Source organism: Streptomyces sp. NRRL F-2664, from assembly GCF_000719345.1.
GTDB lineage: Bacteria > Actinomycetota > Actinomycetes > Streptomycetales > Streptomycetaceae > Streptomyces.
This window is the reverse complement of record NZ_JOFX01000004.1, coordinates 78,082-99,174: the sequence shown is the minus strand read 5'-3', so window position 1 is coordinate 99,174 and position 21,093 is coordinate 78,082. Positions and strand designations below refer to the sequence as shown.

At 73.8% G+C, this 21,093-nt stretch carries 20 protein-coding genes; 12 read left to right on the top strand and 8 right to left on the bottom strand.

Going from position 1 to position 21,093, the window contains the following annotated elements; translation table 11 throughout:
- Nucleotides 1–22 precede the first annotated feature (22 nt).
- Nucleotides 23–1,534, bottom strand: coding sequence for an FAD-dependent monooxygenase (locus tag IF89_RS0106340; RefSeq protein WP_051806845.1), 1,512 nt, complete (start codon nt 1,532–1,534; stop codon nt 23–25).
- Nucleotides 1,535–1,734: 200 nt separating this feature from the next.
- A complete protein-coding gene (locus IF89_RS0106335; protein WP_030762441.1) occupies nt 1,735–3,300 on the bottom strand; it encodes an MFS transporter in 1,566 nt (521 codons plus the stop codon).
- 119 nt (nt 3,301–3,419) lie between these two features.
- Here IF89_RS0106335 and IF89_RS0106330 point away from each other — a divergent pair, with 119 nt between their 5' ends.
- The gene (locus tag IF89_RS0106330) at nt 3,420–3,731 is read left to right on the top strand and encodes an ArsR/SmtB family transcription factor (protein WP_030762438.1); all 312 of its coding nucleotides are present in this window, start codon (nt 3,420–3,422) and stop codon (nt 3,729–3,731) included.
- A gap of 197 nt (nt 3,732–3,928) precedes the next feature.
- Entirely contained in the window at nt 3,929–5,029 is a 1,101-nt protein-coding gene (locus tag IF89_RS0106325) for an NAD(P)/FAD-dependent oxidoreductase (protein ID WP_051806844.1), read from the top strand.
- On the opposite strand, the gene IF89_RS0106320 is transcribed toward IF89_RS0106325, so the two are convergent.
- A complete protein-coding gene (locus tag IF89_RS0106320; RefSeq protein ID WP_063831256.1) occupies nt 5,026–6,483 on the bottom strand; it encodes an NB-ARC domain-containing protein in 1,458 nt (485 codons plus the stop codon). The two genes, IF89_RS0106325 and IF89_RS0106320, sit on opposite strands and share 4 nt — an antisense overlap.
- A 173-nt stretch (nt 6,484–6,656) precedes the next feature.
- Here IF89_RS0106320 and IF89_RS0106315 point away from each other — a divergent pair, with 173 nt between their 5' ends.
- Nucleotides 6,657–9,845 (top strand): AfsR/SARP family transcriptional regulator, encoded by a 3,189-nt coding sequence (locus tag IF89_RS0106315; RefSeq protein ID WP_199820465.1) that lies wholly within the window; start codon nt 6,657–6,659, stop codon nt 9,843–9,845.
- 98 nt (nt 9,846–9,943) lie between these two features.
- Here IF89_RS0106315 and IF89_RS45850 read toward each other — a convergent pair whose 3' ends face one another.
- Together IF89_RS45850 and IF89_RS0106305 are read right to left on the bottom strand one after the other, a co-directional pair.
- Nucleotides 9,944–10,108, bottom strand: coding sequence for a hypothetical protein (locus tag IF89_RS45850; RefSeq protein ID WP_158717818.1), 165 nt, complete (start codon nt 10,106–10,108; stop codon nt 9,944–9,946).
- 84 nt (nt 10,109–10,192) lie between these two features.
- Nucleotides 10,193–11,098 (bottom strand): hypothetical protein, encoded by a 906-nt coding sequence (locus IF89_RS0106305; protein WP_158717817.1) that lies wholly within the window; start codon nt 11,096–11,098, stop codon nt 10,193–10,195.
- Between the two features lie 183 nt (nt 11,099–11,281).
- On the opposite strand from IF89_RS0106305, the gene IF89_RS40655 reads away from it, so the two are divergent.
- Nucleotides 11,282–11,806 carry a LysM peptidoglycan-binding domain-containing protein gene (locus IF89_RS40655; protein ID WP_030762423.1) on the top strand — a complete coding sequence of 175 codons (525 nt, stop codon included), beginning with the start codon at nt 11,282–11,284 and terminating at the stop codon, nt 11,804–11,806.
- 67 nt (nt 11,807–11,873) lie between these two features.
- On the opposite strand, the gene IF89_RS0106295 is transcribed toward IF89_RS40655, so the two are convergent.
- Nucleotides 11,874–12,599 (bottom strand): DUF5324 family protein, encoded by a 726-nt coding sequence (locus IF89_RS0106295; RefSeq protein WP_234327675.1) that lies wholly within the window; start codon nt 12,597–12,599, stop codon nt 11,874–11,876.
- Between the two features lie 147 nt (nt 12,600–12,746).
- Between IF89_RS0106295 and IF89_RS0106290 the strand changes: the two genes are divergently transcribed.
- Both IF89_RS0106290 and IF89_RS0106285 read left to right on the top strand, forming a co-directional pair.
- Nucleotides 12,747–13,274 (top strand): peptidylprolyl isomerase, encoded by a 528-nt coding sequence (locus tag IF89_RS0106290; protein ID WP_030762418.1) that lies wholly within the window; start codon nt 12,747–12,749, stop codon nt 13,272–13,274.
- Between the two features lie 178 nt (nt 13,275–13,452).
- Nucleotides 13,453–14,328: a rhomboid family intramembrane serine protease gene (locus IF89_RS0106285; RefSeq protein ID WP_030762416.1), complete on the top strand. Its 876-nt coding sequence runs from the start codon at nt 13,453–13,455 to the stop codon at nt 14,326–14,328.
- A 115-nt stretch (nt 14,329–14,443) separates the two neighbouring features.
- Here IF89_RS0106285 and crgA read toward each other — a convergent pair whose 3' ends face one another.
- Nucleotides 14,444–14,698, bottom strand: coding sequence for a cell division protein CrgA (gene crgA, locus IF89_RS0106280; RefSeq protein ID WP_030762414.1), 255 nt, complete (start codon nt 14,696–14,698; stop codon nt 14,444–14,446).
- Between the two features lie 91 nt (nt 14,699–14,789).
- On the opposite strand from crgA, the gene IF89_RS0106275 reads away from it, so the two are divergent.
- The 6 genes from IF89_RS0106275 (at nt 14,790) to IF89_RS0106250 (ending at nt 18,743) form a co-directional block, all read left to right on the top strand.
- Nucleotides 14,790–15,563 (top strand): DUF881 domain-containing protein, encoded by a 774-nt coding sequence (locus IF89_RS0106275; protein WP_030762412.1) that lies wholly within the window; start codon nt 14,790–14,792, stop codon nt 15,561–15,563.
- A complete protein-coding gene (locus IF89_RS0106270) occupies nt 15,535–16,284 on the top strand; it encodes a class E sortase (protein ID WP_078628122.1) in 750 nt (249 codons plus the stop codon). The genes IF89_RS0106275 and IF89_RS0106270 overlap by 29 nt, the downstream gene beginning before the upstream one ends.
- Before the next feature lie 89 nt (nt 16,285–16,373).
- On the top strand, nt 16,374–16,550 hold the full coding sequence (locus tag IF89_RS46895) for a hypothetical protein (protein WP_030011120.1): 177 nt from the start codon (nt 16,374–16,376) through the stop codon (nt 16,548–16,550).
- Nucleotides 16,547–17,185 (top strand): aminodeoxychorismate/anthranilate synthase component II, encoded by a 639-nt coding sequence (locus tag IF89_RS0106260; protein ID WP_030762406.1) that lies wholly within the window; start codon nt 16,547–16,549, stop codon nt 17,183–17,185. The genes IF89_RS46895 and IF89_RS0106260 overlap by 4 nt, the downstream gene beginning before the upstream one ends.
- Complete coding sequence (locus IF89_RS0106255; protein ID WP_063831255.1) at nt 17,182–18,003, top strand: class E sortase; 822 nt, start codon at nt 17,182–17,184, stop codon at nt 18,001–18,003. The genes IF89_RS0106260 and IF89_RS0106255 overlap by 4 nt, the downstream gene beginning before the upstream one ends.
- Before the next feature lie 14 nt (nt 18,004–18,017).
- Nucleotides 18,018–18,743 carry a class E sortase gene (locus tag IF89_RS0106250; RefSeq protein ID WP_030762400.1) on the top strand — a complete coding sequence of 242 codons (726 nt, stop codon included), beginning with the start codon at nt 18,018–18,020 and terminating at the stop codon, nt 18,741–18,743.
- A 193-nt stretch (nt 18,744–18,936) separates the two neighbouring features.
- On the opposite strand, the gene pknB is transcribed toward IF89_RS0106250, so the two are convergent.
- Nucleotides 18,937–20,970, bottom strand: a complete 2,034-nt coding sequence (gene pknB / locus IF89_RS0106245) for a Stk1 family PASTA domain-containing Ser/Thr kinase (protein WP_030762397.1) — start codon at nt 20,968–20,970, stop codon at nt 18,937–18,939.
- Between the last annotated feature and the right edge of the window lie 123 nt (nt 20,971–21,093).

The following is a 21,093-nucleotide window of genomic DNA, read 5'->3' as shown; positions in this document are numbered from 1 at the left end:
CGCCCTGCGCGCGTGGCGTCCGTCAGCGGGGTTCGCCGAACCACCGGCGCAGCGCGTCGGCCAGCGGTCCCCCGTCCGGGGCCCAGGCGACGTATCCGTCGGGCCGGAGGAGGACGGCGTCCCAGGGCATGGGCACGGGGGTGGTCGCGGGGACCGTGTGCAGGACGTGGCCCCAGCGCGCGGCCTGCTCGCGGTGGACCCGGCCGTCCTCGCCGAGCAGGATCAGCACGGGACGCCCGGGCAGCAGCAGCCGGATCAGGTCGGTCGGGCCGTCGTCCGTGGTGAGCGGCAGGTTGGGCAGGAAGCGGCCCTCCCAGCGCGAGCCGAGTCCGTCCGCCGGGGGGTACGCCGTCTCCTGGGCGCTGATCATCCGGCCGAGGCTTCCCTTCACCTCGTCGAGTCCGAGCAGCTCGGTGACGAGGTCGCGCAGCGGGTCGAGGCCGGGGTCGGGCCGCATGAGGGCCAGCTGGGCCCGCGTGTTGTCGATGACGCGCCGTGCGGCGGGCCGACGTTCGGTGCCGTAGGTGTCGAGCAGGTCCTTGCCGGCGGTGCCCGCGAGGGTGTGGGCGAGCTTCCAGGAGAGGTTGAGCGCGTCCTGGAGGCCGAGGTTGAGGCCCTGCCCGCCCACCGGGAAGTGCACGTGGGCGGCGTCACCGGCGAGGAACACCCGGTCCTTGCGGTAGTCGCGCACCAGGCGGGCGAAGTCGCTGAAGCGGGAGAAGAAGGCCGGGTCGGCCATCGGCACGTCCCGGCCGAGGATGCGCCGGCCCTCGCGGCGGAGCTCGTCGAGGGTGGGCGGGGAGTGCCGGTCGGGGTGCGGGCCGCGGAAGTCGATCGTGATGAACCGGCTGTGTCCGTACGGGTTGACGCCCGCCACCGTCCAGCCGCGGGGGGTGCGGTGCCAGCCGTAGGGCACGTGGTCCGGATCCGTCAGCCGGACCAGGCCCAGCAGGGCGGACACGCTCGCCGGGTGGGTGTCCTCGGCGAAGCCCAGCCGTTCGCGCACGGTGCTGCGGGCTCCGTCCGCACCGACGACGTACTCGGCGGTGAAGCGCCGTACGCCGTCCGGTCCCTCGGCGGTGACCGCGACGGAGTCGGGTCCCTGGTGGAGGCCGGTCACGCGGTGTCCGCGCAGCACGGTGACGCCTCCGGCCCGGGCCCGCTGCTCGAAGTCCCGCTCCAGGTCGGCCTGGGAGCGGCCGACGATGGGGCCGGGCTCGGTGGCGGGGCCGGTGATGACGAGCCCCGGCATGCCCGCGAAGTGGAACGCGTCGGCGCAGGTGCGCCGCAGCCGGTCCTCGGTCGCGGCGTGCGCGGGGAGGTGGCCGCGCCGGGCGAGACCCTGCACGGTGCGGGCGTGCAGGGTGCCGGCCTTGGGCTGGTCGAGGGTCCGCGGTTCGGCTTCGAGCACGATGGTGCAGATGCCGTGGTGCCCGAGCTCGGCGGCCAGGAGCATTCCGACGGGCCCGCCCCCGACGACCAGGACCTGGGCGGTGGCGGGGGCGGGGCGGACGGCGTGCAGGGCACGGTTCATGGGGCGCGGGTCCTTTCCTGGTGCCGCCCCGGCGGTCGGACGGGATGTGCCGCGGGAGGCGCGGCGGCGGCGCGGTGAACGCGGGAGGCCCGGCGCCGTGACGGGGGAATCGGGGCGCCGGGCCGGTCTCGGGGGTGTCGTCCGGGCGGGGAGCGCGCTGCGCGCTCCCCGCGCTCACAGGACGGTCGTGCGGGGGAGGGTCACGCGGCGCTCTTGGCGGGGCCGCCGCGCAGCAGGGCGGCGACGACGGCGCAGAGCACGACGCAGACCGCGGCGAGCCCCCACAGGACGGTGTGGAAGGCGGAGTCGTAGGACTGGGCGAGGAAGTGGGTGAAGCCCTCGGTGTCCACGGCGCCGGAGACCTCGGTGGCGCGCGCGAAGTCGCCGCCCGCGGCCTGGTCGGCGACCCGGTCGGCGTTCGAGGCGCCGGCGTGGTCGCCGATGCCGTCGTCGATGCGGGTGCGGAGGACGGTCGCGAGGGCCGATCCGTACACCGCCACGGCGATGGCCTCGCTGCCGAGCCGCAGCGTGTTGAGGAAGCCCGCGGCCATGCCGGCCTTGGCCGGGTCGATGAGTTCCAGTGCCTGGCCGTCGACGAGTCCTGCGGACAGGCCCATGCCGGCGCCGGTGACGAGCATCGGCAGGGCGACGACGAGGATCTGCACGTCCGGCGAGAAGAGCGTGAGGGCCAGGTCGCCGACGACCAGGCAGGCGAGGCTGACGTAGATGAGGGTGAGCGCCGAGACCCCCCGGGTGACCAGCTTCGCGGCGAGCATCGGGCACACCAGTACGGGCGCGGTGAGCAGCAGCATGATCAGACCGGCGGAGCCGGTGTCGCGGCCGGTGGCGGCGGTCAGGTAGCTCGGCAGGTAGGTGAGCATGGTGACGAAGCCGAAGGACGCGGCGACGGGCACCAGGCACAGGCCGACGAAGCGCCGGTTGCGCAGCACGCTCAGGTCCAGCATGGGGTGTTCCCTGCGGTTCTCGACCGCCGCGAAGACCGCGAGGACCACGACGGCACCCGCGAACAGCGACAGGACCCCGGTGCTGCCCCAGCCCCACTGCGAGCCCTGCACGATGGCGGTCGTCAGCAGGACCATGGCGACGACGAACAGCGCGCTGCCGGGGACGTCGATGCGTGCGCCGCTGCCGCCGTCGGCCGGCATGGCCTTGGCGATGGCGGGCACGGCGAACAGGACGAGGAGCAGGGCGACGGCGTGCACCGCGAACACCCAGCGCCAGCCGAGGCCCTGCACGAGGGCGCCGGCCAGCGAGGGGCCGATCGCCACGCCGACACCGGCGACGGTGCCGAACAGGGCGAACGCCTTGGCGCGGGCCGGGCCGTCGAACACGGTCGCGATGATCGCCGCGCCGCAGGAGAAGATCGCCGCGCCGCCGATGCCGGCGAGGGCGCGGGCCGCGTCCAGCCAGATCACGTCGGTCGCGAGGGCGCTGGCGAGCGAGGCCACGGCGTAGACGGCGGCGCCGGCCGCGAAGGCCTTGACCCGGCCGATGATGTCGGCGACGGATCCCCAGACGAGCGTGAAGCAGGCGAAGGCGACGTTGAAGGCGTTCACCACCCACTGCAGGGGTGCGAGGCCGGCGTCGGTGTCGGCGCCGATGTCCGGCAGCGCGACGGCAGTTCCGGAGATCGACATGGGGACGACGAACACCGCGAGGAGCACCGCGGCCAGGGTGAGGGTGCGGCCCGGCTGCCCTTGTGCCTGTACGGGTGGTGCGGCCGACGGCGTGGTCTGCGTACTCATGGGGGCACAACTCCAGGCTCGGCCCGGCCGGCGGCGCGACCAGGTACGGTTGAGATCGAACCTTAAGCTGACACAGGAGAGAGGTATGATGCAACCCGTACCTCAGGAAGGAGTCCGCGATGCCCGATGAGGACGGCCACCCCTCCGTCGAGGAGATGACCCTCCCGGCCGTACTGAGCGCGCTCGCCGACCCCCTGCGCTACGCGGTCGTCTCCGCGCTGCTGCGGGAGCCGGAGGGCACCGCGCGCACCTGCGCGTCCTTCAACCTGCCGGTCTCGAAGTCGACCATCACCCACCACTTCCGCGTCCTGCGCGAGGCGGGCCTGGTGGGACAGGTCGACCGCGGCAACAGCAGGGCCGCGACCCTGCGCCGGACGGAACTGGACGAGCGCTTCCCCGGCCTGCTGGATCTGATCCGCGCCAACCTCTGACATCCGCCGCGGGGTGGCCGTTGATTGTCCGGAGGCAGCGCGTGCTTCCGGCCAACGGGACGGTGCCGTGCAATGGGCCGGGTCCGACCGACGCCAAGGAGCCGCCGTGTCCCCCCTCGCCCCGACCGCTCCCTCCGGGGCCGCGCGCTCGCCCGTACGCGCCCCCGTCCCGGCCGGGACCTGAGGTGCCGGCCAGGGTGACGGTCGTCGGCGGCGGGGTGCTCGCCCTGCTCACGGCGGTCGAGTGCGTGCTCGACGGGCACCGCGTCACGGTCGTGGCGGAAGGCCCCGGCCCGGACGCCGGGGCCGGCCGCGCGGGCCCGAACCGGATCCTGCGGGCCCTGCACCCCGCTGACCCAGGGGCCACGGCGGCGGCGCTCCGGGCGCACCACCGCTGGATCGAACTGGAGGACCTGCTGCTGACCCGCTTCTACGAGCGGGTCGGCGCCCTCACCGTGCTGCCGCCCGCCGCGGCGGCGGCCGGCGCGGCCCTCCTCCGCACCGCCGGGGGCACCGCCAGGGAGCTGACCGCGGCCGGCCTGTCCGCCCGCTACCCGCACCTGAACGCGACCGGCGGCCTCGGTGCGGTACTGGAGGAGGAGGCGGGCGTCCTGCTGGCCGGGCGGGCCCTCGCCGCCTGCACCGGATGGCTGAGATGGCAGCGGGACGTGGAGCTGGTCGAGCACCGCGCCGTGACGGCAGTCGACGCGGGGAGCGGCACCGTACGGCTGGCGGACGGGCGGGTGCTGCACGGGGACGCGGTGCTGCTGGCGGCCGGCCCCCGGTCCCGGAAGCTGCTGCCGCCGGAGGTCGCCGGGCGGGCGACCCTCTACCGGCAGTCCTTCCTGCACTGCCGGGTCCCCCGGCAGCAGGCCCGGGCGTGGGCGGCCACCCCGGCCGTCGCCCTCGCGACCACGGGCGCAGTCCGGCTGGTCCCGCCGGTGGCGGGCGCGGGGCTGCGCCTCACCTCGGCCGCGGCCCGCCGGGTGGTGGACGGCATCACCGACCACACCACCGGCGCGCACTGGCAGCGCGTACTGGAGCGGGAGTTCGCCGACGTCCTGCCCGGCTTCGGGCCGGCCTGGGTGACCGCGGCCGAGGACGCCTACTCCACGGACTTCACCCCGGACGGCGGACCGCCGACGGCCGAGCTGGGCGCTGCCGGCTACGCCTGCGCCGCCGATGGCGGGCGGTCCTTCGGACTCGCACCGCTGCTCGCCCGGTCCCTCGCCGACCGGCTGACCGGCCCGGCCGCACCCTCGGCCGCCCCCGTGCCGCAGTTCGCGCCGACCGGCTAGGCGTGCGCGCCCCGGACCCGGGTGGCCACGGCCGGGACCGTGCGGGGGGCGGCGGCCGGGGGTTCCTGTGTCGGGTCCGGCTGGGTCAGGGCGAACGCCCGCGCCATCGGCGGCAGTCCGTACTGCCCCGGCAGGTCGCCGTGGTCGAGGAGCCCGGCGTCCAGGAGCCGTTCGAGAAGGTCCTCGACCGGCTGCGCGGACCGCTCGACCAGGGCGGCGAGTTCCTCGGCGGAGCCGTACACGACGTCGTCCACGGACGGCGGGTGCTCGGAGCCGGCGAACTGGCGCAGCATCAGGCGGGCCCACGGCGCCAACTGCCGGTAGGCGCCGTCGAGACGGGTGGCCAGGGCGTCGTCGCCCGCCCGCAACCGGGCCAGGAACCGGCCGGGCTCCCGCCGGCGGTCGCCGACCAGGTCCGCCACCGCGTGCCGGAGCATCCACTCCGGGCGGGCCGCGATGCGCCGTGCCGCCAGGTTCAGCGCCAGCGGCAGGTCCCCGCAGGCGTCGGCGAGGAGCAGGCAGGCACGCGGCTCGGCACCGACCCGGTCCCCGCCCAGCAGGTGCGCCAGCAGCTCCATGGACGCGTCACGTTCCAGGACGGGCACCCGGATCCGGCGCACTCCGTCCAGGCCGAGCAGCCGGGAGCGGCTGGTGATCAGGATGCGGCTCTCGGGCGCGGCCGCCAGCAGATCCCGCACCTGGTGCTCGTGCTGCACCCCGTCGAGTACGACGAGCAGCCGCCGGCGGTGGAGGAGGGACCGGTACAGACCCAGGCGCTGCCCGGGGGCGGCGGGGACGCGGTCGGCGGGGATGCCCAGCGCCTCCAGGAAGCCGCCCGCGATCCCGGCGGCGTCCCCGGGCCCGCCGACGGCCGGGTCCAGACACGCGTACAGCTGTCCGTCGGGCAGGCCCGCCGCCAGCTCGTGGGCCAGGCGCAGGGCGAACGCCGAAGTGCCCGCACCGACCTGGCCGCTGATCACCAGCGGTGATGGCGGCCGCTCCCCGCCGTGGCACCGGGCGGTCAGGGACCGGGCCTGCTGCAGCAGAGCGGCCCGTCCCACCAGGGGGTGGGCCTCCATCGGCAGCTGCGCCGGCGGGGGGACGACGGCCCGCACGTCGGCGGCCCGCAGTTCGTTCTCGTGGTGCGCCTGGAGCGCCTTGGCCGCCGGCCGCGGGGTGCCCGCGTCACGCTCGGTGCGCGCCGCCTCGTGCCAGCGCCGTTCCCAGCCCGCGCGGTCGCCGCCGCACGCCTCGGCGAAGGCGAGGGCCACCTGGAGGGTGGGCAGGCGGTACCCGGCGGCCGCCTCGGACAGCACCGACGCGGAGAACATCGCCCGGGTGGCCATCTCGCGGTAGCCGGGGCTGCCCGCGGCGGCCCGCAGCATGCGCAGTTCCCGGGCGAACGCGGTGACGGGTCCGGCGTCGGGGGCCAGCGGTCGCTCCAGTCTTCCCACACTCGTCTCCCTCGGCACTCGCTTCGGTCCGCGGCCCTGTCCGGGCCTGCCGTGAACTGTCCGCGGGGGGCTTCCTGATCCGCTCCCGGATGCTTACCGGCTGCCGGAGGGAACCCCTATGATCCGGTTGACATGGCCCTGGTCAGGGCCTGTTTCTTACGGGGGGATGTCCGATGGCGGGGGCGGATACGGGGACCGGGGAGAGAAGCGGGCAGGGCCCGGAGGGGGGTTGTCTGCGCTTCAACGTGCTCGGCTCGCTGGAAGGCTGGGCGGACGGGGAACGGCTGAGGCTGGGGGGATCGATCCAGGAACGCGTGCTGTGCACGCTGCTGCTCGCATCGGGCCGGGTGGTGCCCGTCGCCCGGCTGGTGGAGGCCACCTGGGAGACGGACCCGCCGGTGACCGCCGCGCACCAGGTCCGCAAGGCCGTCGCGGACCTGCGCCGCCGCATCCCGGCCGGCACGGCGGTGATCGCCACGGACGGGCCCGGCTACCGCGCCGTGGTGACGGACGGCCAGGTGGACCTGCTGGAGTTCGACGCGCTGTCCAGGGCGGCGGCGCAGGCCGTGCGGGAGGGGGACCGCCCGGCGGCCGCCGAGCACCTGCGGTCCGCGCTCGGGCTGTGGCGGGGCCCGGTCCTGTCCGGTACGGGCGGATCGGTGATCGGAGCCGCCGCGACGGCGCTGGAGGAGCGCCGGCTGGCCGCGGCCGAGCAGTTCTTCGACGTCTCCCTCGCGCTGGGCGAGAGCGGGGGGCTCGTGTCCGAGCTGCGTGCTCTGATCACGCAGCACCCGCTGCGGGAGACGCTGCGCGGGCAGTTGATGCTGGCGCTGTACCGCTCGGGACGGCAGGCCGAAGCGCTCAAGGAGTACGCCGAGGTCCGCGGGCTGCTCGTCGACGAGCTCGGGATCGACCCCGGCCCCCGGCTGGCCAGGCTGTACGAGGCGATCCTGCGGGACGACCCCGAACTGGCGGCCCCCCAACGGCCCGGCCCGGGGCGGCCCGCGGCCGGGACCGACGCGGGCGCCGCCGAACCGGCGGCCCCCGTGCCGTCGGCGCCGGCCCCCGCCATCGCCACCGCGCAGGCCGAGCCGGCCTCCGGGACGCCGCAGCCGCAGCCCTCGCCCACCGGGCCGGCGGCGGACGAGGCGCCGTGCACCCTCCCGTACGACCTGCCCGACTTCACCGGCCGCGCCCGCGAACTCGGCCGGCTCCTCGACTACGCCCGGAGCGCCTGCCGGGGCGGCGAGGGGTACTCCCGCATCGTGGCCATCGACGGCATGGGAGGCATGGGGAAGACCACCCTCGCCGTGCACGCCGCCCACCGGCTGGCCCGGCAGTACCCCGACGGGCAGCTCCACATCGACCTGCGCGGTTTCACCCCGGGCGGCAGCCCCGTCTCGCCCGCCGCGGCCCTCGACGCCCTGCTGCGCACCCTCGGCACACCCGGTGACCGGATCCCGGAGGACCTGGAGGGACGTACGGCCCTGTGGCGGGCCCGGCTGGACGGCCGCCGGGTGCTGCTGCTGCTCGACAACGCGGTCGACGCCCAGCAGATCCGGCCGCTGCTGCCGGCCTCGCCGGGCTGCCTCGTCCTGATCACGAGCCGCGGGCGGCTCCTCGACCTCGACGGGGTCGAGTGGGTGTCCATCGGGATGATGGAACCCGAGGACAGCGCCCGCCTGATGACCGAGACGCTCGGCGTGGCCAGGGTGACCGCCGAGCCGGAGGCCTCGGCCGAACTGGCCGAACTGTGCGGCCACTTGCCGCTCGCTCTGCGGATCGCCACCGCCCGGCTGCGCAACAGGCCGCGCTGGACGGTGCGCTACCTCGTCGAGCGGCTGCGCGACGAGACGCGGCGGATGGACGAGCTGAGTTCGGGGGAGCGCAGCGTCGCGGCTACCCTGCGCCTGTCGTACCTGGCGATGGACGAGGACTACCGCACCGCGTTCCGCATCCTCAGCCTCTACCCGTGCGCCGGTACTGACGTGTACTCGGCGGCCGCGCTCCTCGGCACGGCCGTGCGGGACGCCGAGGACGCACTGGAGTTCCTGCTGGACGTGCATCTCGTCCAGCAGCCGGACATCGGCCTGTACACCTTCCACGATCTGGTGCGGACCTTCGCGCAGAGCCTGCGGGGACCGGCGACGGCCCAGGACGACGCGGCGGCGGTCGAGCGGCTGCTCGGCTACTGCATGACGACCTCGGACGCGGCCTGCGAAGTGCTCTTCCCGGGCCGCGAGCAGCGGCCCACCGGGATCCCGCCCTACCGGGGGGAGCGGCCCTCCTTCCGGGCTGCCGACGAGGCCGTGAGCTGGTTCGACCGGGAACAGGCGGGGCTGCTCGCGGCGGTCTCCCTCGCCGAGCGCTCCGGCCACGACCGGTACGCGGCCTGCCTGAGCCGCAACGTCGGCTTCCACCTGCATGCGCAGGGGCAGCTCGACGAGTTCTGGAGCGTCGGGCACCTGGCTGTCGCCGCGGCCCGCCGGCTCGACGACCCCGCTCTGCTCGGTATCAGCCTGGCCAATCTGGGGGCGGCCTGCTGGAAGCTGGGCCGCTTCGAAGAGGGACTGGAGGTGGCCAAGGAGGCGCGGGCCACGGCGGTCCGCGCCGGGGACCGGCACACCGAGGCGCACAGCGACTCGACCACCGGCCTGCTGATGTCGATGCTCGGACGGTACGGGGAGGCCCTGCCCCTGCTGGAGCGGTCCGTCGCGCTGGCCCGGGACCTGGGCAACCTGCGGGCGGAGGCCGAGACGCTCAGCACGCTCAGCACGCTGTACGAGCGGTGGGGCCGCTATCCGGAAGCGGTCCGCGCCGCCCGGCGGGCCATCGGGATCGGCCGCGAACTCGGCTACCGCAGCAACGAGATCGCGGCCCTGACCGACCTGGCCTTCGCCCAGGTGGGCCTCGACGCGTACCCGGACGCGGACGACACGTTGAAGCGGGCCCGGGACCTGTGCGACGAGACGCGTTCGCCGGGGGACGTCGCCCTGGTGCTGGCCCTGTCCGCCCGGGTCGCCCACGAGCGCGAGGACGACGCGGCCGCGCGGGCGTTCGCCGGGCGGGCCCTGGCACTGGGCCGGGCCAGCGGGGCGCTGATCCGGCTCGCCAAGGTGGAGAACGTCCTCGGCCGGGTGCACGCGGCATGGGGGGAGCACCGGCAGGCCCATGGGCTGCACGCCCACGCCCACAGGGTGGCCTCGGCGACCAGCTTCCGGGCGGAGGAGGCCGCCGCCCTGGTCGGCCTCGCCCAGGCGGCCGAGGCGCTCGGGGACCCGTCGGCGGCGGCCGTGCACCGCACGGCGGCGGAGGCGCTGTTCGACGTCATGGGGCTGCCTGCGCACCGGCGCGCCTACTGACCACCCGCCCGCCGACGCGGAGGCGCCCCGTACCGGATCCGCGGTACGGGGCGCCTGTACCTCCTGCACGGCGGGCGGGCCGGGCCGGGCGGGGCGGGTCAGGGGGCGGGGTACGGGGAGGGCATGCCCGGGCCCTTGTCGTCCGCGAGCACCTCGTACGCCTGGTGTCCGGGGGTCCGGCCGGTCTCCTGCGACGCGGCGCCCGCTCCCATCACCAGGGCCGCCGCGAAGATCCCGATCAGTCCGACCAGCTTGCTGCGCATGTGCTGAACCCCCTGGTGTAGTACCGGTGTGCGGCTTCCGTGTGGTGGTGCCGCTCTCGACAGGACCCACAGTGGCCCAGTCCCTTACCGGTCCGTTCCCCTCTCGCTACCGCTCCCGGCGGTGGCGCGGGAACGGTGGTCGCCGGGCCGTCGCCGGTCCGGTTCCACGGCCGCCGCGATGCGCGATCCGCGCGCGCCGACCAGGACATCCGTGCGCGTGGTGCCGCGCTCGTAGCCGACCAGGTCCAGCAGCGCCCGCACCGTCGCGCGGATCCCGGCCCGCTCCGCCTCGGGCAGGGGCGGCGCATCACCCTCCGGAGTGATCCCGGCGACCAGGTGCATACCGTCGACGGTCAGCGTCTCGACGTGGAACTTCCACCCCGTCAGGAGCTCCTCGACGAGATAGGGGGCGCCGTGGCGGGCGGCCCGGGCCCGCTCGGCCCAGCGGTCGAGCCCGGGCCGGTCGTGCACCGGTACGGTCCACCAACGGCCGTACACGTCGGCGGACTTGATGACGACGGGCAGCGGGAAGTCCTCGGCGGTCGCGTACGCCTCGGCCACGGTGCGCGCCTCCTCGGCCCGTACGGCCGAGGTACGGCTCTGGTTCAGGACGCGCCGCACCGCGACCGCGTCGGGCAGGGTGCCCGCGGGACCGGGGCGGGGCGGGGCGAGGTCCTTGAGCACCGCCTCGGCGGCGGACGCCGCTCCGCCGGCGAGGCCCCGTGCGAGATCGCCCGCGAGGTACAGGACGTGCCCGATCCCGTGGGCGAGGACCGTGTCCGCCAGCAGGGCGCGCAGTGCGGCGGCGTCGCCGAAGTCCGCCCGCAGGATCCGCTCCGGCGGCAGCGGGGAGGGGAGGGCGCCGCCCGGGGGCCACCCCGCGGTGTCGGACACCACCCAGACGTCGAGGCCCGCGTCGACCGCGGCGTGCAGGAGCCCCGGCCCGGGCCTGGCCAGAACGACGCGCTCAGCGGCCTGTCTGATGCTCACAGTCTTCTCCTCCATCGTGTCCCACGATGCTGGGGCCGTCCCTTCCCGGTCCCTTACCGGTGCGTTCCCTGGCGGCTGCGGGTCCCCCGGGCGGCCCCGGTCGCCGGGCCGCCCGCCGCCCGGTGGCGGACAGTGGGGAGAAGGGCATCGGCCCAGGGGGAACCTCACGCCGGAGGCGCAGACATGGGACTCTTCGATTTCCTGAAGTCCGACAAGAAGAAGACGCAGGAGCAGGTGCAGCAGCGTACGGACCCGGGGGCGGGCCCCTCCCGGAGCGCCGCGGCCGACGCCGCCTCGGCGACGCGGGCCGCCGCCGAGCGCATGGCGGCCGCCGCGCCGCCCGGGCGGGGTACCGGTCCGGCCACCCCGACCCCCGGCTCCGCGGCCCACAAGGCCGTGCCCGCGACGCCCAGGCCCGCCGCGATGCCGAAGCCGGAGCCGCCGTCCACCCGGCCGGGGGCGGCGCACACGCCGACACCGCACTCGGCCGCCCACAAGGCGGTGCCCGCGGCGCCGGTGGGCAAGCCGCAGCCCGCCGCGGGGAAGCGCACGTACACCGTGCGGCAGGGCGACACGCTCGCCGCGATCGCCGCCCGCGAACTCGGCAACGAGGCCCGCTGGCGCGAACTCCACGCCATGAACCGGGCCGTCGTCGGCGCCGACCCCGAGCCGCTCCGGCCGGGCACCGTCCTGACGCTCCCGGGCTGACACCCCGCTGCGCCCGCACGCCAAAGGGCCCGGACCCCGAGGGGTCCGGGCCCTTGCGGCACCGTTCCTAGTGGCCCGGGCCCGGCTCCGGTCCGGCGGAGCCGGCCTCGCGCTCCTTCTCCGCCAGCTCGTCGTCGAAGTTCGCCGGGGCTGCGTCGCGGTCCGACAGCTCGGTGGCCGCCGGCGGCTCCACCAGCCAGTCGGGGTTCGACTGCTGGTCCCACCAACGCCACGCCGCGTAGGCGCCGGCTGCGAGCAGGCCGATCAGCGCGGCCCCCTTCAGCACCCGGCCGCGGCGCTGGGCCCGCTCGTGCTTGCGCACGAGCTTCTGCACTTCCTTCGCCGTCACCTGGCCGCGCAGCGCGGCCAGGGCCGCGGCCGAACGGGCCGCGGCCTCCTCGGCCACGGGCGTGGCGGCCGCGAGGGCGCTCTCGATCTTCGGCTGCGTGTAGTCGGCCGCATGACGGGCCGCCAGACGCGTCTGATGGACCGCCAGCGTCGCCGCCCGGTCCACGGGGGTCGGCACATGCGCCCGCGCCGCCTTCAGGCGTGGGTGCAGGTGGCAGTCGTACGTCATCCGGGCCTGGCGTGCGGCGCCGCTGGCTGCCTGGGACACCATCGGCGTCAGCCGTTCGTTGGCTTCGTGGGCGTAGTGCACCGCAGCGTCCCTGGCGGATTCCGCGTACGGCGCCACCATTTCAGCCGCGTACCGCACGCTCTCCTTGGCGCTCTCCGCTGCCAGGCGCGCGCTGTCCTTGCCGGTCACGGGATCCTCCTCCTCGGTGGCGGACACAGTTCACCTTTCCACCCTTTGTCGGATCATGCCTGTCACATCGCCGACCGGCATGCGTGACAGGGCATACGGGTGGAGGATTTCAGTGCCGCGGAGCCCTCCGTGCGACCATCTGGACCGACAGTTATGACTAGGGAAGGCAGATCCGTGGCCGAGAAGCTCTACGCCACCCTGAAGACCACCCACGGCGACATCGAGATCGAGCTGCTGGAGAACTTCGCGCCGAAGACCGTCCGGAACTTCGTCGAACTCGCCACGGGCGCCCGCGAGTGGACCCGTCCCACGGACGGCCAGAAGACCACGGACCCGCTGTACGACGGCACCGTCTTCCACCGCGTCATCAGCGGCTTCATGATCCAGGGCGGCGACCCCCTCGGCAACGGCACCGGCGGTCCGGGCTACGCGTTCGCGGACGAGTTCCACCCCGACCTGGCCTTCACCAAGCCGTACCTGCTCGCCATGGCCAACGCCGGCCCGGGCACCAACGGCTCGCAGTTCTTCATCACCGTCGCCCCCACCGCGTGGCTGACGCGCAAGCACACCATCTTCGGCGAGGTCACCGACCCGGCGAGCCGGAAGGTCGTCGACGCCATCGCCGCCGGCGCCACCAACGCGCGCACCGAGCGTCCGCTGGAGGACGTGGTCATCAAGTCCGTCGTCGTCGAGAGGCGCTGACGCACGCTGCCGCCGCGCACCGCCCCGTCCGCGCCGTCTTCCCGGCCGTCTCCCTCCGCTCCGCCCGATCCCCCGCACCGCCCCGGTCGCCCGGGAACCTTTCCGCCCCGCCCGTCCGTACTGGTTGTGTACCGGACCGGTGGGGCGCACGCCCTGCCGCCGCCGACCGAGGGGACCGATGGACACCGACCGTCTGCCGGGCTGCTACCGCCACCCGGACCGCGACACGGGGATCAGCTGCACCCGCTGCGAGCGCCCGATCTGCCCCGAGTGCATGATCAGCGCCTCGGTCGGCTTCCAGTGCCCCGAGTGCGTCCGCCAGGGCTCTGGCACCGGCCACCGCCCCGGCGCCAACGCGCCGCGCACCCTCGCGGGCGGCCGGGTGGCGGAGGACCCCCAGCTGGTCACCAAGATCCTCATCGGGACCAATGTCGCCGTCTTCTTCCTCGGTCTCCTGGCCCCGGCGCTGGCGGTGCAGCTCCAGCTGCTGGGCGGGTACGTCGACTACCCGGGCGGCCCCGTCCACGGCGTCGCCGTGGGCGAGTACCACCGGCTGCTCACCTCGGTGTTCCTGCACACCCAGTGGTGGCACATCATCAGCAACATGATCGCGCTGTGGGTGATCGGCGGTCCGCTGGAGGCCGCTCTCGGCCGCAGCCGGTACCTCGCCGTCTACCTGCTGTCCGGTCTGGGCGGGAGCGCCCTCGTCTATCTCCTGACCGAGCCGTACGTCCCGACCGTCGGCGCGTCGGGGGCGATCTTCGGCCTGCTCGGCGCGACCGTCGTGCTGGCCCGGCGGCTGCGGTACGAGATGCGGCCGCTGATCATCATGGTCGGGCTGATGCTGGTGCTGACCTTCGTACCGTTCGGCGGCTATGTGCGCGTGTCCTGGCAGGCCCACGTGGGCGGCCTGATCACCGGGGCGCTGGTCGGCCTGGGCATGCTCCTGCCGACCGGCGCCCGCAGTCGCGCCTACGTCCAGTGGGGCACCTGTGCGGTGGTGTTCCTGCTGGCAGCGGCGCTGATCATGGCCCGCACGGCGGAACTCACCTGATCACACCGGCGTCAACTCTCCACAGAGTTATCCACAGATCTTCTGTCTTTTCCTCAGGTGTGGATGACGCTGTGGATAACTCCTGGGGAGAGCTTCCGTCAGGGGCCGGGAGGTGCTACTTCCACTGCGTGGAGACGCCGAATCCCGCCGCGATGAAGCCGAAGCCGACCACGATGTTCCAGTTGCCGAGCGCCTCGACCGGCAGCTGGGTCTCGGTCACGTAGAAGACGACGATCCACGCGAGACCGATCAGGAAGAACGCCAGCATGACCGGGGCGACCCAGCTGCGGTTCGTCAACCGGATGCTCTGCGGCTGCCGCGTGGGCGGCGGGGTGTAGTCGTCCTTCTTGCGGATACGTGACTTCGGCACGAGGGGCTCTCCTGTCGATGCGCTGGGGACCTGGCCTGCCCCGGGCGTCCGTTAGCGTAGTGGACCTGTGGCGTTGAAGGAGAAGGGTACGTTGAGCAATTCAGACGACTCCTCCGCGGGTCCCCGTCGCCGGGCCAGGCCGGTCCGGTTGCTGACGGCCGCCGTCTTCGCCCTGGCCGGGCTGCTCTTCGTCACCAGCTTCAACACCTCCAAGGGTACGAACATCCGGACGGACGCCTCCCTCCTCAAACTGTCGGACCTGATCAAGGAACGCAGCCAGGACAACGCCGAGCTGGAGGAGAGCACCGCGGCGGCCCGCGGCCGCGTGGACGCCCTCGCCGACCGCGACGACGGCAGCACGCAGGCGCAGGACGCGAAGCTGGCCGCCCTGCGCGCCGCCTCCGGCACGGAGGAGCTGTCCGGCAAGGGCCTGACCGTCACCCTCAACGACGCCCCGCCGAACGCCACCGCGCGCATCCCCAACGTGCCCGAGCCGCAGCCCAACGACCTGGTGATCCACCAGCAGGACCTCCAGGCCGTGGTGAACGCCCTGTGGCAGGGCGGCGCCGAGGGCATCCAGGTCATGGACCAGCGGCTGATCTCCACCAGCGCGGTGCGCTGCGTGGGCAATACCCTGATCCTCCAGGGCCGCGTCTACTCGCCGCCGTACAAGATCTCTGCCGTTGGCGACCCGGCCGCGCTGAAGAAGGCCCTCGCCGCCTCCCCCGCCCTGCAGAACTACCAGCTGTACGTGAACGCCTACGGCCTCGGCTGGAAAGTGGACGAGCACAGGGCGCTGACACTTCCCGCCTACTCCGGCACAGTGGACCTCCATCATGCGAAGCCGGTGGGCACCACCCCGTGACCGGATCCGTCCCGATGCCGTCCTGCGTGCGGCGGTGCGGACGCTCAGCGAGGTGTGCCTGACGGCGGGCACGCTCATCGTGCTCTTCGTCGCCTACGTCCTGCTGTGGACGGGGGTCGAGGCGGACCGGGCCGCGGCCGGCGAGACGGCCCGGATGCGCGACCGCTGGGCGGCCGAAGCCGCCTCGCCGTCCCCGCCGGCGGCCCCGGCCGCCGCCCCCGGGTCCGCCGCCCCCGAGGAACCCCGGTACGCCCCCGGCCGGGCCTTCGCCGAGATGTACGTCCCCCGCTTCGGCCGGGACTGGGTCCGGCCCGTCCTGGAGGGTACGGACGCCGAGCTGCTCAAGCGGGGCCTGGGCCACTACGCCTCGACCGCCCGCCTCGGGGCCGTCGGGAACTTCTCCGTGGCCGGCCACCGCCGCACGTACGGGGACCCCTTCAAGGACTTCCCGAAGCTGCGCCCGGGGGACGAGGTCGTCCTCCAGGACGCGCGGACCCGGTACACGTACACGATCCGCGGCGGACCCGTGCGCACCCTGCCCACCGACGTCGCCGTGGTCGCCCCGGTCCCCGGGAAGTCCCCGTTCACGATGCCCGGCCGGTATCTGACGCTGACCACCTGCGACCCGGAATGGGGCCACAGCCACCGGCTGGTGGTGTGGGCGGAACTGACCGGGACGCGCGCGGCGGGCCAGGACGGGACCGGGGGTTCCTCCGGGTGACCCCCTCGGCCGGGCCGCTGGCTTTAGTCTGTTCGCGTACCGCCCCCGCGGTGCGGTGAACGAATGTGGACGAAAAGGAATCAGGCGGCATGTACGGCTGGATCTGGCGGCATCTGCCGGGCAACGCGTGGGTCCGCGCGCTGATCTCTCTCGTACTGGTCCTCGCCGTGGTCTTCGTACTGTTCCAGTACGTCTTCCCCTGGGCCGAGCCACTCCTTCCGTTCAATGACGTGACGGTGGACGAGGGATCGGGAGCCACTCCGTGAGCGCACGCATTCTGGTGGTAGACAACTACGACAGCTTCGTCTTCAACCTGGTCCAGTACCTCTACCAGCTCGGAGCCGAGTGCGAGGTACTGCGCAACGACGAGGTCGCCCTCGCCCATGCCCAGGACGGCTTCGACGGCGTGCTCCTCTCCCCCGGGCCGGGCACGCCGGAGGAGGCGGGCGTCTGCGTCGACATGGTCCGGCACTGCGCCGAAACCGGTGTCCCCGTCTTCGGCGTCTGCCTCGGCATGCAGTCGATGGCGGTCGCCTACGGCGGCGTCGTGGGCCGTGCCCCCGAGCTGCTGCACGGCAAGACCTCGCCGGTGGAGCACGAGGGCCTCGGCGTGTTCGCGGGCCTGCCCTCGCCGTTCACCGCTACCCGATACCACTCCCTCGCGGCCGAGCCCGCGACCCTGCCCGACGTCCTGGAGGTCACCGCCCGGACCGAGGACGGGATCATCATGGGCCTGCGCCACCGGGAGCACGACGTCGAGGGCGTGCAGTTCCACCCCGAGTCGGTGCTGACCGAGTGGGGCCACCGGATGCTCGCGAACTGGCTGGTGCGCTGCGGCGACGCGGGCGCGGTGGAACGCTCCGCGGGGCTGGCCCCGGTGGTGGGCAAGGCCGTCGCGTGACGACCGTCGCGCCGTCCGCGCCCACCGGGGGCCGGGCCGCGCGACGCAGGGCAGCGCAGGAGGCCGCGAAGCGGGCCGCCAGGAACACCCGCAGGCGGGGCGGGCGGCGGCGCAAGCGGCCGGCGTCCGGCGGCCCGGTGGTCATCGCGAGCCGGCTGGGCGGGGAGCTCTTCATCACGGCGGGTCTGGTGATGCTGCTGTTCGTCGCCTACCAGCTCTGGTACACGAACGTGGTGGCCGAACGCGCGGCGGACGGCGCGGCCGGCTCCCTGCGCCAGACCTGGGAGCGGCAGCCCGAGGGCGGCGCGGCGGCACCGCCGGTGACGGCCTTCGAGCCCGGCCAGGGCTTCGCCATCCTGCACATCCCCAAGCTCGACGTGAAGGTCCCCGTCGCCGAGGGCATCAGCAAGCCGAAGGTGCTGGACAAGGGCATGGTCGGGCACTACGGCGAGGGCGCCCTGAAGACCGCGATGCCGGCCGACCCGCAGGGCAACTTCGCGGTCGCCGGACACCGCAACACCCACGGCGAGCCGTTCCGCTACATCAACCGGCTGGTGCCCGGGGATCCGGTCGTGGTCGAGACCCGGGACGCCTACTACACGTACGAGATGACCTCGGCGCTCGCACAGACACCGCCGACGAACGTCGGGGTGATCAAACCGGTGCCGGAGGGCTCGGGGTTCACCTCCCCGGGCCGGTACATCACGCTGACCACCTGCACCCCGGAGTTCACCAGCACCTACCGGATGATCGTATGGGGCAGGATGACCGGTGAACGCCCCCGCAGCCAGGGCCCACCGCCCGCGCTGACCAGTTAAGGACGAAGCAAGCAGTGTCTCGTGCCAGTCGCCGCACCGCGGCCCCGCCCGCCCACGGCCGCAGTGTGCTCGCCGGGTTCCTGAGCCTGCTGGGCGAGGTCCTGATCACCGTGGGCCTCGTGCTGGGCCTGTTCGTGGCCTACTCGCTGTGGTGGACGAACGTGCTCGCGGACCGGCAGGCCGCCGCGCGCGGCGACGAGGTCCGCCGCCAGTGGCAGGACGCGCCCCCCGCGCAGGCCGGGCCCGGGGCGCTGGACACCCGGGGCGGGGTCGGCTTCCTGCACGTGCCGGCCATGAGGAACGGCGAGGTGCTCGTCAAGGCGGGCACGGCCCCGGACGTCCTCGACGACGGCGTCGCCGGCTACTACACGGAGCCGGTGAAGTCGGCGCTGCCCTGGGACGAGAAGGGGAACTTCTCGCTCGCAGCGCACCGGGACGGGCACGGCGCGAAGTTCCACCACATCGACAAGGTGAAGAACGGCGACGCGATCGTCTTCGAGACCCGCGACACCTGGTACGTGTACAAGGTCTTCGCGGAGCTGCGCCAGACCTCCAAGTACAACACCGACGTGATCAACCCGGTCCCCAAGCAGTCCGGCAGGACCGCCCCCGGCCGCTACATCACCCTCACCACCTGCACGCCCGTCTACACCTCGAAGTACCGCTACATCGTCTGGGGCGAACTGGTCCGCACGGAGAAGGTCGACGCCAAGCGCACCCCGCCCGCCGAACTGCGCTGAGGCCACGCCCGACCGGGCCTCCAGGGCCCGTCAGGGGCCCGCGGGCGCCCGGAAGCCCCCAGGGAGCCCCCGCAAGCCCGGACGGCGTCCACACGGCCGTCCGGAGCGCTCCGGACGGCCGTCGTACGAAAGGTCCGGCCCCTCCCGCGGGAGGGGCCGGACCTTTTCGCCGTACCGGGTGGTGCCGTCCGCACTACCGGCGGCCGTTGCCGCCGGTCAGGCCGCCGAAGATGCCGCCGTTGTTGCCGCCGTCCTGCTGGCCCGCGACCGTGAACAGGTTGACGGCCTGCCCGGAGGTGCCGGGGGTGCCGGGCTGCGGGTCGGTGCCGACCACGATCGCGTTGTCGTCCGACGGTCCGGCGACGATGCCGACCCGCAGGTTGGCGCGCTTGAGGTCGTCCTTGTACTGGCCGACCGTGCGGCCGGCGAAGTTCGGGACGACCGTCGCCTGCGCGGCCTTGGCGATGGTGATGTTCACCGTCTTGTTCTGCTCCAGCTGCTGGCCCGCGGCGAACTGCTGGCCGATGACCGTGCCGGGAGCGGCTCCGGGCTGGTCGGACTCCGTGACGCTGCCGAGCCGCAGGTTGACGGCCTTGAGCGCCTTCTCCGCCTCGTCCTTGGTCTTGCCCTTCAGCTCGGGCACCTCGGACTTGGACTGCTCCTTGGCGACCGTCAGCGTGATCACGCTGTTGCGCTCGGCCTCGGTACCGGCCTTCGGGCTCTGCTCCAGGACGGTCCCCGGGGTGCGTTCGGACTCCTGGGTCTTGCGCTCGACCTGGAAGCCCTTGTCCTTCAGCGCCTTCTCCGCCTCCTCGTACTTCATGTTGAGCACGTCGACGACGGAGATCTTCGGGGCGCCCGAGGAGACGGTCAGCGTGACCGTCGTGCCCTCGTCGACCTTGGTGCCGGCCGCCGGGTCCTGCTTGCAGACATTGCCCTTGGGCTGGTCCACGCAGGCCTCGTCGGCCGCCTTGGCCACCTTGAGCTTGGAGTTCACGACGCTCTTCGTCGCCTCGTCCAGCGTCTGGCCGACGACCTTGGGCACGTTGGGCCGGTTGTCGGCCGTGTCCCCGAACAGGGAGCGGCCGATGAGGATCGCGCCGACCAGGACGAGGATGCCGGCCGCCACCAGCAGCACGGTGGACGCCCTGCTCTTCTTCTGCTGGCGCCGGTGCGGGCCCTGGTCGTAACCGCCGGAGCCCTGGTCCCCGTAGCCGTAGCCGCCGTCGCCCGGGGGCATGGGCGGCATCATCGACGTCTGGGCGCCCGCGTCGGAGGTGCGCAGGGCCGTGGTCGGCTGGTCGTAGCCCTGGGGGCCGTAGCCGTGGCCCTGCTCGTGCGGGTAGCCGTAGCCGGCCGCGCCCATGGCGGCGGTGGCGGCGACCGGCTGGCCGTCGAGGCAGGCCTCGATGTCGGCGCGCATCTCGTCCGCCGACTGGTAGCGGTAGTCGGGGTCCTTGACCAGTGCCTTGAGGACGATGGCGTCCATCTCGGGCGTGATCTCGGGGTCGAAGTTCGACGGGGGCTGCGGCTCTTCCCGTACGTGCTGGTAGGCCACGGCCACCGGGGAGTCGCCGACGAACGGCGGCCGCACGCACAGGAGCTCGTAGAGCAGGCAGCCCGCGGAGTAGAGGTCGGAGCGCGCGTCGACCTGCTCGCCCTTGGCCTGCTCCGGGGAGAGGTACTGGGCGGTGCCGATCACGGCGGCCGTCTGCGTCATCGTCATGCCGGAGTCGCCCATGGCACGGGCGATGCCGAAGTCCATGACCTTGACCTGGCCCGTGCGGGTCAGCATCACGTTGGCCGGCTTGATGTCGCGGTGCACGATGCCGGCGCGGTGGGAGTACTCGAGGGCCTGGAGGATGCCGATGCACATCTCCAGCGTGCGCTCGGGCAGCAGCTTGCGGCCGGAGTGCAGCAGTTCGCGCAGGGTCGAACCGTCGACGTACTCCATCACGATGTACGGGATGGAGATGTTGTCGACGTAGTCCTCGCCGGTGTCGTAGACGGCGACGATCGCCGGGTGGTTCAGCGACGCGGCCGACTGGGCCTCGCGCCGGAACCGGGCCTGGAAGGACGGGTCGCGGGCGAGATCGGCACGCAGGGTCTTGACGGCGACGGTACGGCCGAGCCGGGTGTCGTGGGCGAGGTAGACCTCGGCCATGCCACCGCGGCCGAGCACGTGGCTCAGCTCGTACCGGCCGCCGAGGCGACGCGGCTCTTCCATAACGTTGCAGCCCTCTCCGTCGGTCCCGACCGCACCTGTGTGTGGTCCGGCGGTGTGCTGTTCGCGCAAAGGCTACCGGCCGATCGTCCGTGATCGGTTCGTGGCCACAGGCTGATACTGGAC

Excerpts from the sequence above, each read along its gene's own strand:
- IF89_RS46895 (WP_030011120.1), top strand. The coding sequence starts at position 16,374 with ATGTACGGCTGGATCTGGCGGCATCTGCCGGGCAACGCGTGGGTCCGC.
- IF89_RS0106330 (WP_030762438.1), top strand. The coding sequence starts at position 3,420 with ATGCCCGATGAGGACGGCCACCCCTCCGTCGAGGAGATGACCCTCCCG.
- IF89_RS0106270 (WP_078628122.1), top strand. The coding sequence starts at position 15,535 with ATGCGAAGCCGGTGGGCACCACCCCGTGACCGGATCCGTCCCGATGCC.
- IF89_RS40655 (WP_030762423.1), top strand. The coding sequence starts at position 11,282 with ATGGGACTCTTCGATTTCCTGAAGTCCGACAAGAAGAAGACGCAGGAG.
- IF89_RS0106315 (WP_199820465.1), top strand. The coding sequence starts at position 6,657 with ATGGCGGGGGCGGATACGGGGACCGGGGAGAGAAGCGGGCAGGGCCCG.
- IF89_RS0106340 (WP_051806845.1), bottom strand. The coding sequence starts at position 1,534 with ATGAACCGTGCCCTGCACGCCGTCCGCCCCGCCCCCGCCACCGCCCAG.
- IF89_RS0106285 (WP_030762416.1), top strand. The coding sequence starts at position 13,453 with ATGGACACCGACCGTCTGCCGGGCTGCTACCGCCACCCGGACCGCGAC.
- IF89_RS0106335 (WP_030762441.1), bottom strand. The coding sequence starts at position 3,300 with ATGAGTACGCAGACCACGCCGTCGGCCGCACCACCCGTACAGGCACAA.
- IF89_RS45850 (WP_158717818.1), bottom strand. The coding sequence starts at position 10,108 with ATGCGCAGCAAGCTGGTCGGACTGATCGGGATCTTCGCGGCGGCCCTG.
- pknB (WP_030762397.1), bottom strand. The coding sequence starts at position 20,970 with ATGGAAGAGCCGCGTCGCCTCGGCGGCCGGTACGAGCTGAGCCACGTG.